The organism is Persicobacter diffluens, assembly GCF_036244895.1.
Lineage (GTDB): Bacteria > Bacteroidota > Bacteroidia > Cytophagales > Cyclobacteriaceae > Persicobacter > Persicobacter diffluens.
The window spans coordinates 3,230,254-3,242,699 of record NZ_BQKE01000001.1 but is presented as its reverse complement, the minus strand read 5'-3'; the positions used below and the strand labels follow the sequence as shown (position 1 = coordinate 3,242,699).

Genomic DNA, 12,446 nt, shown 5'->3' with positions numbered 1-12,446 from the left:
TTGCAGTGAAAATTCATTGAACTCTTCAATTCATTTTAAATGCAAAGACAATTCTACTTTCTTGTAGGACTGATGTTGATGGTCTTCACAGCGACCTTCGCTCAGGCACAGTCCGTCCTAAAAGGGCAAATTTTAGAAGACGGAACCGATGAGCCCATTATCGGTGCAAACGTAATCATTTCAAAATCTTCACAAGGTACCATCACGGATATCGATGGTAACTTTGAGCTTTCCACTAGCAAAAGCGGCAAGCAAACCATCCTGGTATCTTTCGTAGGTATGGTTACGGAAGAAATTCAGGTGGAGTTGTCTGGATCTACCGTAGATTTAGGACAAATTGTATTAAAATCTGATGCTGTCGGTTTAGCAGAGGTACAGATTATTGCTTCCGTAGCGCAGGACCGTAAAACGCCTGTTGCGGTGTCTAATGTAACACCAAAAGAGTTGGAAGCAAAATTAAGTAATGCAGAATTTCCATCCGTATTGAAAACCACTCCGGGTGTTTATACCACAAACCAGGGTGGTGGATTTGGTGATTCCCGTATTACTTTGCGTGGTTTCGGTAATGACAACATCGCGGTAATGATCAATGGTATCCCAGTTAACGATATGGAAAACAGTGCGGTATACTGGTCCAACTGGGCAGGTTTGTCTGATGTAACGCGTACCATGCAGGTACAGCGTGGTATGGGTGCTTCCAAATTAGCAGTACCAACTGCGGGTGGTACCATCAACATTTTGACAAAAACGACTGATGCCGAAGCAGGTGGTAATGTTGGAGTAACAATGGGTAACAATGGTTATCAGAAGTTATCATTCACTACTTCTACCGGTTTGATGGATAATGGCTGGGCGATTACTGTGTCCGGTTCAAAGACTGAAGGTGAAGGATATATCGACGGGACAGCATTTGAAGGTTATTCTTACTTTGCGAACATCTCGAAAATTATTAACGAGAACCATACATTAGCTTTTAGTGCTTTTGGTGCAAATCAGTGGCACGGCCAGAACCGAACGATGCAGCAGTTGCAGACTTATGAGAACAATGGTCGTCGTTACAACGGAGACTGGGGTATTTTAAACGGGAGCCAGTACCATGCACGTGAGAACTTTTACAGCAAGCCTCAGCTTTCTTTGAATCACTACTGGACGATAAACGAGAAAATGAACTTGTCTACTTCCCTTTATGCTTCCTTTGGTCGCGGTGGAGGAAGAAGTCTGAATGAGACAGATAACAGTAAGTTGTACTACATTGGTGACAACCCGAATAACCCGATTGATTTCACTCGTCACTATGAGGAGAACGGTCAGGCAGGAGAGTCTTCATTGTACAGAATATCTGGTATGAACAACCACAACTGGTATGGTGGTATTTCTACTTTGAGCTGGGAAATCAATGATGAATTGAACTTTGTAGGTGGAGCTGATGTACGTTATTACTATGGTGAGCACTACCAAATGCTGGATGATGCCATTGGTGGTGATTATATCGTAGTTGACAGAAATATTTTCGGAGAGCGCACAGAACACGTTGCCAGAGAAGGAGAGAAAATGGGTTATGATAACGACGGTGAAGTGATTTGGGGATCTCTTTTCGGTCAGTTGGAATATGACAAAAATGATATTTCTGCATTTGCTAATGCGGCTTTGGCAAATGTTTCTTACAGAAGATACGATTATGGAAATTACGCTGAGGGTGAGCATATCTCTGATTTCGTAAATAACCAAACGGTTAGTGTCAAAGGTGGAGCGAACTACAATTTGGATGCACACCACAATGTGTTTGCTAATGCCGGATTCTTCCAGCGTCCTCCAATGATGAACGCCGTGTTTATGAACCACACCAACCGTATCAATGACGGAGCCAACAATGAAGGTATTATGTCTTTTGAATTAGGTTATGGTTACCGTTCTTCTACTTTCGCCGCAAACCTGAACGCCTACTATACTAAGTGGATGGATAAGTCAATGGTAAGAACGCAGCGCGCAGGTACTCCTGGTCCTGGTGGTGAGCCATTACCAGAAGATATTTATGCCAATATCATGGGCATGAACGCAATTCATATGGGTATTGAGGCGGATTTCACATGGAAGCCAACTCACCGTTTAACGGTTACCGGTATGGCCTCTGTTGGTGACTGGAGATGGGATAACAATGTAGATGCAACTTTCTTCGATCAGAACCAAAACCAGATTGGTGATACTGAAATCCTTTACATCAAGGATATGAAAGTTGGAAATGCTGCTCAATTGGCTGCTTCTATCGGTGCTGACTACGAGATGTTCACTAACTTCAAGATTGGTGCGGACTATGTTTACAATGGTAACAACTACTCTAACTTTGATCCTACCAGAAGAACGAATCCTGAATTAGAAGGCGAGCAGGTATTGAAATTGCCTGGTTTCGGTTTGATGGACCTGAGAGCAAACTACCGCTTCAAAATGGGTAAATTGGATGCTGTTCTTTCAGGTAACGTGAATAACCTGTTTGATACAGAGTACATCGCAGATGCTAACGATGGCGCTGACCTGATGTCTATGTACGGTTATATGGGAATGGGTAGAACTTACACTATTGGTTTCCGAATCGAATTCTAATTTTTAAGCCGGTGAATTACCGGCTCCCCCTATCTGTTAAAAGAGGAAATACAAATGAAAAATATCAATAAATTCTTCGCTTTCATGCTTTTTGGAAGCTTGATAGCCTGTGATCCACTTTCTGATGTTCGTGAGGATTTAGAGCACGGAACGGATTGGTTGAAAGAAAAGCAGATGTTCCAAAGAAGCCGTGAGCGTATGGAGGAAGATCAGATTGTATTGGAGGAAGGCGATTACTCCCTGTCATCAAATGAGTTCATCCGCCGCGACGGAACTTTCTCTGAAGAATATCCTGCTACGGAGTTTATGCCGGAAATTTTGACTAAAAAGTATTTTGGTGAGCATGTTCAGTTCCTTTCGGTAATCTACAATGAGATTCACGAGAGTAATACCGAATTGATCGAAAATGATTTGGAGTTTGAGGCTGATGATTACGCAAATACGGGTAATACTTACGGTTCTATTACCTTAGGGCGTGAGGATGAGTCTATGAATTTCTTTTTAAAGGAGAAACTGAGTAACCAGATGCCGGGTACTCGTCAGACCGTTCAATATATTGCTTATGGAACAGGAAATCGTTTCGCGAAATGGGCGAAAGTTGATGGCCAGTGGGCACAGGTAGGTGAGGAAGCTGTTCCGGCAATGGAGGAAGAGTTTGATACATCAGGTGCATACGAATTGACCATCGCTGATTATCAGACAATGACTTCGGAAGATGAGAATGAAAGAACTCCGGCTGATAACAATAATTTCTCCGACTCTGTTCGTCCTTCAAAATGGTTGCCTGCTTTCCTTGAGAAAGCATTCAATGATAAAAATGAAGTGACGTTGAAATATGCTTACTTCGGTAACTTTGAGAATATCCTGACTTATGCTTACGACGGCACGAACTGGGAGCGTTTTACTGCTGACGGTCATGATTGGGATTACGCTGCAGTGAGCTGGAACAGCACGCAGCTGGAGAATTCAAGCAATTTCATTTTCATGGAAGATGCAAAGGATTATTTGAATACCGAGTGGATTTCGGATCCTTATATCCTGAAGCATGTTACAGAAGGAGCGCCAACAGCTTCTTACACTTTGAAGAATGAAGATTACTACTTTGTAGGTGAGGCTTATCCTAACTTTGATTTGCGTTACAATACAAATGAGTCTTTAACAGAAAAAATTGGTACCGCACTTAAAGCGAACCTTTTCAATCAAATGAAAGTAGGAGATATCTACAGAGTGGAATTTGCTACTTACGGAAACAATGATGAAATCACGATCAGTTCTCCGGCATTATTTGAAATTCTTCCTGCTAACTAATTAGCAGGAAACATATCCTTAAAAAGGCTGTCTGTTCCGGACAGCCTTTTTTATTGCCTATGAAACTGGACTATTCATGTTTAAATCCTCTTTTTGGGTAAGGCGGGAAAATGGAGGAATAGTTCCTTATTTTAAGTTTTTTTGAATAAAGTAGATGAATGATGAGAAAGCAAGTTTGCTCAAACTTAGGTTATTAATAAATAAGCAAAACCAATCCAATCTAATAGGGTTGAAAATAAACTCCTTTTATGATCTACTTAATCTGGAAGTGAATAATTCGGTTGAAGTCTGTCACCTATAAAGCAAAAGCTCTCCTTCAACAGGGGAAGGGTTTTAGTTTTACCACGTTTTGTTTTTGAACCTTTTCAGAGGGCAAAAAAAAGAGCACCGAATGATGCTCTCCAAAGATTGTTAATGCTTTCACAAAGGTAATTTTTGATAATACCATTGGTTATTTTTCTTTTCCTGAGGTTCAGGTCCAGTAGGCATTCCCCCTCTTAATCCGGTTCCGCCCATGTCAATAGCCCCCGGGGAATTTGGGTCCTGCCACCTTCCCTGCATCATCTGAGCCTGGGTATAAGATCTTTTACCTCCGAATTCACGATTGTACACCTGATCCAAGTCATCACCCATTTTACTCTCATTCTTTTTGAAATAAGGAATCTCAAGCGTTACCCCCAGATTTTTTTTAGTTTGAGCAAAAAGCACCTTCGGTACCCGAAATCGTACGGTCATTCCTGTTTCCACCGCTTCAAAATGGGCGTCAATCATATTGGGGTTTTTAGTGCGGGTAAAATCTTCTTCTTTGAAGCCTCTCAGGGTAACTTTCTTATTCTGGTTAAAGCTTTCGGCTACCACTTCGGCCAGTTTGCCTGCCAGTTGTTTGCGGTTCATTTTTTGATCTCCCGCCATAGCCAGGGCCTGCTCTAAAAGCTCTTCTTCGGTGGAAAGCATCGTCGCCCGGCACAATAAGCCGACCTCCCGCTTTTTGCCTCCCTTTGTATCAATCCACAAGTTCACACCGGCATCCAGCATTTGCATGACGATTTTAGGATCTTCGGCTTTAAAATAAAATTCAAATGCCTGATCATCAAATTGGTGATCTGCTTTAATGGACGGTCGCTCCCGAACAATAACTTCGTAAGCAATGGGCTTTTCTGGATTATTTTGACTCAGGGCAGGGGATACCATTCCCATAGCCGCCCAAAGAAGGAGTGTTTTTTTCATTTTTTCCTGTTACCGGCAATTTTGACTTCACAAGGTACAAATTTCGTTCCCCTTTTGGTTGGTGGACTTTGCTATGGAATTAAGATGATTTCATTGGAAAGGCATTAAGTCTGCTGACTGAAAATTGGGAGCTGTGGTACAATAAATCGGCCCCATTCAGCTGTTTCTCGGAAAAAGCTTAAAAATCAAATTGATGTCGGTTACGCCAATGATTTTTCTGACTTTTATAAAGGGCCAGTTCCCGGTTAGTATACATGATCTCAAAAACCTCCTGATCTTTCACCAATCTGGGATCGGTATCTACGATGGTCAGCAGGCTGGTTACAATGTCCTGCATAGCTTCCTTGATGCTGTAAAAAACCCAGTGATCCTGCTTACGGCTGTTCAGCAAGCCGGCATTTTTCAGGTAATTCAGGTGCCGGGAGGTTTTGGTCTGAGTGAAGTCCAGAATGATTTCCAAATCACTGATGCACATTTCCTCATTTCTATAAATTAAATGCAGAATACGGAGACGGGCGTCCTCACTTAATGCTTTGAACAGATGACAGCCGGTAGGGAGGTTGACTTTTTTAATGCGCATTGTGAATGGCAGTTAAAAGTGATTAAAATTATGTCCACTTCATTTAGAAATGGAGCTGATTTTGCGTATAGTTAGGTAAATAAGTATATTTTTGGGAAAAGGAATCAAGGCAGATGCAAAAATTTATGCAATATATTTTTTCAATAATCCTCTTATTCGGTTTTTTATTTCCTGTTCAGGAGGTTTTAGCACAGGAAGGGAAGGATCGAAAGGAGCGGGATATCATTCAGTTTTCCGGGGTGATTTTAGAAACAGGCTCAGAGCGTGGGGTTCAGGGCGTGCACGTTTTTGTGCCCAGCACCGGGCGAGGAACCACTACGAATGCCTATGGATATTTCACCATGCCTGTTTTGCCGGGCGATAGCATTATTGTCAGTTCTATTAACTATGTCAACCGGGCGATTATTATCCCGAGGGACCGCAATACCAATATTAGTGTAGCTTTGCATTTGGAACCGGATGTGCTGATGCTGCCGAATATGGATGTTTTGCCATATGCCACCGAGGAAGATGCTAAGGATGCGATTGCCCAAATGCGTTTTCCTGATGAACAACAAAGAGTAGTCATGGGCAATGTAAATCAGCAACAGGCGCAGGTATGGCAGGGGCAACAAAACTATGGTGCCACTCCAATGACGAACTATCAACAATCATTAAACCGACATTTCGACCAATATCAGGGCTTTTCAATTCCATTGCTGAACAATGGTACCTGGAAAAGATTTATCAAATCAATTGAGGGAGAGTAAAATGCGCTTCCGGGTCAGAAATGTATAAGCCGATAAAGTAGATGGAAGATTTAATTAAACAAGTGATCGCCAAAAGCCGGGGTCGGCGCAAGAGTGTCGCCGTCATACACCGGTACCTAAGGATGAAGTATGGTATTTCTATTGACCTTTCCTTGTTGAAAGATAGACTGGAGGCTACGCCCTCACAGTTTGCCTGAAAGAATTATTAGATTTGCGCCCCGATTATTTAGTAAAAGCCGAAAGGAGGAAGTACTTTTGTATTTCCTTTTTTTTTGGTCAAACAATTGCTTTTCAGAATCTTTGATGAGGTTTATTTATTTTCTATTAATTATTTTTTGCTATTCAGGCTCAGGTTGGGCAGACACTTACAAGGTGGTAGAAAAGTCCGCGAAGAAGGGTTTGGTAGATGAGGGTGGCAATACAATATTGCCGATGGTTTATGATGATCTGGGCTGGACGAATGGCATTAAAGAGGTTGATCCCAAAAAAGTGATTGGCTATCAGGAGTCGGGCTTGTGGGGGATATTGAATTTAGAAAATATTCGTATAACCAAAGCCAAATACAATACCATGTATCCGGTGGGTAGTTATTTTTTGGCGGGCTATCTGGATCGGTTTTCTCAACACACTTTGTACGGGCTTTTAGATGCTAAGGGGAAGGTGGTTTTGCCTTTCAGCTTTGTGAATTTGTGGCCGGTGGAAGGCAGTGAAAGCTTTTTAGCGCGTAAAAAGATAGGCAATCAGGTGTATTTTGGCGTAATCGACAAAAAAGGAAAACCACTTTTAAATTTTCAGTATCCCAAAATTCAGCCATTAAAACCGCAGTTGCTGGCAGTTCAAAATAAGGAAGGAAAATATGCCCTTTCAAAAGCTGATGGAGAGCTGCTCACCGCATTTCGTTTCGATAGTCTGGAAGGTTTGGGAGATCAGGCCTTGAAAGTATATGAAGACGGAATGGCCGGCATTATTGATTTTAAGGGAAATACCCTGGAGGATGCGGCATTTAAATCCATTGAATTATCGGGCCAACAGCTGACCTTGTCACCTTATGCTTCTTTAATTCAGCTGTCACTGGAGAACAAAAAACAAAATATTTACAGAGGAGATAGCCTGGTGCCGGTATCCAATACTAGTTGGGTGTTGCATCGAGGGGAGATGTGTATGTTGGTGAATGCAGAACAGAGCGATTCTTCTGAAGTAATTTATCCTTTTTTACGCCCTTTAACTGAAAATGTACTGCTGGCGAAGCAGGGGAGCCGCATGGGCCTGGTCAGTACCACAGGAGAAGTATTAGCGCCCTTTGAATATGACTCCGGCTATGTACAGCATGGCTTTATCATTATGAGCCGGAATCGGCAGTTCATGACCGTTTTTAATAAAGAAGGGAAAAGATTAAGCGCCCCTCATAAGGGTTTGAAAATCATTAATGAACGCTATTGGGCCTTCCAGCAGGGAAAATACTGGGGAGTAACGGATACAGAAAATAAGCGCGTGCTCTATGCTCGCTACGATGATATACTGGAAGAGCATCAGGGACAGTTTTTGGTGAAATATTTAGGTAAAAATGCGGTGGTCAATGCCGAACAGCGCTGGATTGTAGCACCACGACCTGCCGAAGTACAGTGGCATCACGGTCTTTGGTTTTCAAAAGACCAGTTTGGTTATAAGCTCATCAATACGGAAGGCAAGGAGGTGTATTTTTCCTTCGACCCAATGGAAGTCCATCCATTAGGTTTTTTAATAACTGATCATCGCCATAAAATAGGCCTGCTGGATCAAGAGGGAAAGCTGAATTTTTTCACGGAATATGACAGCCTGAGCCCAGTAGGTAATGGTTACTTTGCCATTTATCAGGAGGGGCGAGCGGCCCTGTTAGATGGTAGTGGTGACGTGAAGATTCCATTTTCCCGGGGGGTGAAGCAATATGGAGCTTTTGGAGAAACGTACATTGGAGCAAAACTTGATCATCAGTATGGCTTTTTGGACATGACAGGCCTACTGCGTCTGGCCAATCGCTATGATGGCGTGGGACGCTTTTATGAAAACCGGGCGCCGGTAAAAATGCGCGGACATTGGGGCTTTATGAACGAAAGAGAGCAAATTGTGGTGCAGCCGGTCTATGATGAAGTGGGGGATTTCCATCATGGTTATGTAGCAGTGAAAAGAGGGGCGCTTTGGGGGCTGGTCAACCATCAGGGAAAAGAGGTGATTCCTACGAAATATGACCAAATTCAACCGCTGCCTGCAGGAGGCTTCCTCGTGAGTTTAAACGGAAAACAGGGATTTGTCAATAAAGCCGGGCAGTTGCGATTGTCAGTGAAGTTTGATGAGATCAAGCAGGTCAATGAGGACTTTTTAATCATCAGCCGGAAGGGAAAGTTCGGAGTGAGTAATACTTCGGGTATAGACCTGATTCCCATGATATATCAGGAATTATCATTTGATTATTTGTCCGGGCAATTTATTGGAAAACAGCAAGCTACGGTTCAGCATAAGCAGCTATAGGGAATCTGTGGCTCATAAAGGCTTCAAGCTATCCATTTTTTGATATATTTGTGTCTTTGGTATCTATAAATCCCTATGCAAAAGTACTTTCCTTCTGATTTCAATTTCCCGCTATGGAATATGCAGCAGCAATGTCAGGAATCCCTGATCTTGGAATTGGTGAGGTTTACGCGTGCATTTTATTACCAGCAGAGTAATCCGCTGGGGCTGGTGGATGATACCATTGCTTCTCTGCAGGATTGTCAGCAGTATCATGTGGAAGGTTTATCGGAAATCTATCAATTAATGGCGGCTATTTACCGATTTCAGAATACGGATAATCAGCTGGAGTTTATTTTCGATGGCCGTTCTTTGGAAGAAAAATTACAGGATGACTGGAAAGAGGCTTTTCATAAAATGCTTTTCGACCTGAACCTTAAAACCAGTTTTACCCGCATCATTCTCGATTATTGTATTTTGAATAAAGGAAAGAATGCCGCGGCATTAAGCACCCTCAAATCTACCGTACTCTCTTTTTTCAAAATAAAGTGGAGTAAGAAAACCGGCATAGCATTGGCTACTGCCTGAAAAGAAAAAATCGCTTTTTCTTACGGGGTAAATACCCCTTTTCCCTAAGCGCTGAAATGGTCGCTTTTTTCCCAGCCTCTATCATTTCATCAATCTTATAAAAATCTAAAGTTCCGCAGGCTTTTCTCGAAATTTTAATCAATACATCGGGGGGATGGTTTTGTAACATTTGCTCGGCCATATGATCCTGCATAATGTCAAAGGAGCGGTTAATTAATTCAAAAAATCCTAATTCGTTGGACGTGATTTGTTGCTTTTGGGCAGAAACGGTTTGATTCTGGGTGAAAAAGGAGATGAAAGTTTTGATGTTTTTTTCATAGGTTCCCTGCTCTCCCTGAATATTTAATTCACTCGGCATATTTTGTTTCACCGGTGGAGCTTCATAGGGAATGTTGGCATTGATGTCCACCGCAATGCAAATGTCTCCTCGGTGCCGATGCACCCTGTTAATGGGCAATGGATTGCAAATCCCCCCATCTACCAGTTCTTTACCATGATAAAAAAAAGGGGTAATAAAAGAAGGGATTGCCACAGAGGCGCGCATGGCGGTAAAAAGACTGCCATGCCGGAAGATGATTTCTTTACTCTGATTAATGTCAGTAGCGATGGCTACATAGGGCAGATACAGATCATCAATAAGGCGGTCGCCGATAATGGTCTTCAGGTTATCAAAAAGTTTATCCCCTTTCACTAAACCCTGCCGGGAGAGGGTAAAATCTAAAAGACCAAAAAGTCCGAATTTATCCAAAGCCCCAAACCAGTTTTTGGCAGCGTCCAGTTTTCCTCTGGCATAACAGCCTCCCACCACCGCCCCTATGGAGCTTCCTGCCAGTGAGCTGATTTCAAAGCCATTAGCCATTAGGGCTTCAATCACGCCAATGTGGGCCAATCCCCTGGCACCACCACTACCTAAGACTAATGCTACTTTTTGATTCATTTAAAGAAAAATTTTCATCTATTGCGCTTAAATAGATTAACGTAGGAGTTGAAGAGGGGAGATGTGGATATAGACGAATATAAAAAGCATGTAAGAAAAAAAGCGTTTTTCAACAAAAAAGCGAACCAATGTGGTTCGCTTCCCTTATCTATTGTAAAATTTTTTGAATCTCTTAAGCCGGATTATTCATGCTTAATCCTCGTTTAGCTGCTAGGCGGGAAAAATGAAGGAATAGTTTCCTATTTCGAGTTTTTCCCAACGAAGCAGATGAATGAGGAGAAAGCAGGCATGCCTAAATTTGAGCTATTGATAATTCGATAGGACTAGCCGCAAAATACTGGTAACGAAACACTTATAGTGGTTCGCTAAGTCTAGCAGTGAATAATTCGGGTTAATGGCTAAGTTTAATAATAAATTCATCGTCAATTCTGATCTGCATCGTTGGAGAGAAAATATTGTCCGGCTTCTCAAATAATCTGTATTTGTCCAGAACGGCCCGAATCTTTTGCTCCTTCTGTCTTTTAGTTTCACTAATTGCAATTTTGAGTGCTTTTGTAAAGCTCAAAATTGGCTCTACATTATCTTTACCCAAAATTCTGATTTGCCTTTGAATACTATTAATCAACTGATTGAAAAGGTCGAAATCATTCATCAGACAATATTGTAATGCCAAAAGTACTTTGATCTCTAACTGTGCCATTGGATACTTTTTAAGGCTTACTTCATTCAGCAGGTTGTTGATCCAACGGGCTGCTTCCGAATACTTCCCGGCATAATAGCAACTTAAGGCACGGTAGGCAATGTAGTTTAAAAGCTTAGGAATATCCTGCATGTCCGGTTCGTAGATGGCGAAAATCGCATCATTCTCCTCATATAATTCCTGCTCGTTACCTAATCGTAAAGCCCGTTCCAGTTTGGTGTTCAAAAAGTGCGACGGGAAAGTAAACAAGCTGTAGTTGCTCATCAGGGTAGGAATATTTTCATTCACCTCCTCAAAGTATTTCTCCGCTTTACGGAATACATGGTAGTGGTTGTAATACTCCAGCTTCAAGTATTCAAAGACCACACGCAGGTGATAGTAAATGGAATCCAGATGGTATTCATCCAGAATTTTATCCACCTTCAACAGCATGTCTTCTACCGGCTCCAGCTCCTCTTCACTGACATTTTCATCCGGCTCTACAAATAGTCTGTGCCAAATGTTAATGCAGCTTTTGTATACATAAAGGCGGTGAGAATCATAGAGTGAACAGGTCGAATTCACTTCTTTATTGATCAGGGAAAGCTCTAGTAAATCCGTAGGTCCCTGAGTCAATGTGTAATGACCATATTTTTTAAAGTAGTCAGCCACCAAATCTTCCGCTTTATCCACCGCAAGCATATAAGCCACATGACGGTTGTATAATTGGGAATAATTGAAATAATCAGGGCTGTGAACCTGCAATTTTTTTAAAGATTTATAGACGATCGTTAATTCATTAGAAAGATCATAGTCTAATAATTCTTTTTCCAGCTTCTTCAGCGTTGCAATGGCAATCGCCCGCTTTTTCGTAAAAATGATTTCATTAATATTCGCTACTTTTTTAAGAATATCCGTTCTCGGATTTTCCATTTGCTGTAACAAATACTCTTCAATTTTTTGATTCAAGCGAGAGCGAAGGGTATAATAAGCATTCGTATTCACTTCAAGCTCTTCCATGATTTTGCTGTCAGGAAGAGACTTTTCTCGCATCGATTTTAAAAGGTAGGCAGACTTCTCAGCATTACTGTCTATAAGGGAGTTATAAACCGCATTAAAATCTTTTTCCGAAAGTTGCCTAATTATATTCTTCAGTTTCGCCATAATCCGATACTATTTTTATTTGGGGGAGCCAAATATGGATCAATTGAGGATTAATATAGTTATTGTTGATTTAATGAAAAAAATGCCGAGTGTAATGTTTTTCGTATAGTTACAATAATTTTTATTGGAATA

The 12,446-nt window shown here is 41.6% G+C and carries 9 protein-coding genes; 5 read left to right on the top strand and 4 right to left on the bottom strand.

Annotation, left to right across the window (positions count from 1 at the left end; all coding sequences use genetic code 11):
- The first annotated feature begins 39 nt into the window (after window positions 1–39).
- Window positions 40–2,598 carry a TonB-dependent receptor gene (locus AAA970_RS13285; RefSeq protein WP_338237472.1) on the top strand — a complete coding sequence of 853 codons (2,559 nt, stop codon included), beginning with the start codon at window positions 40–42 and terminating at the stop codon, window positions 2,596–2,598.
- A 54-nt stretch (window positions 2,599–2,652) separates the two neighbouring features.
- Window positions 2,653–3,906, top strand: a complete 1,254-nt coding sequence (locus tag AAA970_RS13280; protein WP_338237471.1) for a hypothetical protein — start codon at window positions 2,653–2,655, stop codon at window positions 3,904–3,906.
- A gap of 420 nt (window positions 3,907–4,326) precedes the next feature.
- On the opposite strand, the gene AAA970_RS13275 is transcribed toward AAA970_RS13280, so the two are convergent.
- Window positions 4,327–5,133, bottom strand: a complete 807-nt coding sequence (locus tag AAA970_RS13275) for a hypothetical protein (RefSeq protein ID WP_338237470.1) — start codon at window positions 5,131–5,133, stop codon at window positions 4,327–4,329.
- 178 nt (window positions 5,134–5,311) lie between these two features.
- Window positions 5,312–5,713 (bottom strand): ArsR/SmtB family transcription factor, encoded by a 402-nt coding sequence (locus tag AAA970_RS13270; protein ID WP_053406702.1) that lies wholly within the window; start codon window positions 5,711–5,713, stop codon window positions 5,312–5,314.
- A 125-nt stretch (window positions 5,714–5,838) separates the two neighbouring features.
- Here AAA970_RS13270 and AAA970_RS13265 point away from each other — a divergent pair, with 125 nt between their 5' ends.
- The 3 genes from AAA970_RS13265 to AAA970_RS13255 all read left to right on the top strand — a co-directional run bounded on the left by AAA970_RS13265 (window position 5,839) and on the right by AAA970_RS13255 (window position 9,534).
- Complete coding sequence (locus tag AAA970_RS13265; protein ID WP_338237468.1) at window positions 5,839–6,462, top strand: carboxypeptidase-like regulatory domain-containing protein; 624 nt, start codon at window positions 5,839–5,841, stop codon at window positions 6,460–6,462.
- Window positions 6,463–6,765: 303 nt separating this feature from the next.
- On the top strand, window positions 6,766–8,967 hold the full coding sequence (locus AAA970_RS13260) for a WG repeat-containing protein (protein WP_338237467.1): 2,202 nt from the start codon (window positions 6,766–6,768) through the stop codon (window positions 8,965–8,967).
- Window positions 8,968–9,042: 75 nt separating this feature from the next.
- A complete protein-coding gene (locus AAA970_RS13255) occupies window positions 9,043–9,534 on the top strand; it encodes a hypothetical protein (RefSeq protein ID WP_053406705.1) in 492 nt (163 codons plus the stop codon).
- Here AAA970_RS13255 and AAA970_RS13250 read toward each other — a convergent pair.
- Together AAA970_RS13250 and AAA970_RS13245 are read right to left on the bottom strand one after the other, a co-directional pair.
- Window positions 9,524–10,471: a patatin-like phospholipase family protein gene (locus AAA970_RS13250; RefSeq protein WP_338237466.1), complete on the bottom strand. Its 948-nt coding sequence runs from the start codon at window positions 10,469–10,471 to the stop codon at window positions 9,524–9,526. The genes AAA970_RS13255 and AAA970_RS13250 overlap by 11 nt on opposite strands.
- A 391-nt stretch (window positions 10,472–10,862) precedes the next feature.
- Entirely contained in the window at window positions 10,863–12,314 is a 1,452-nt protein-coding gene (locus tag AAA970_RS13245; RefSeq protein ID WP_053406707.1) for a hypothetical protein, read from the bottom strand.
- Between the last annotated feature and the right edge of the window lie 132 nt (window positions 12,315–12,446).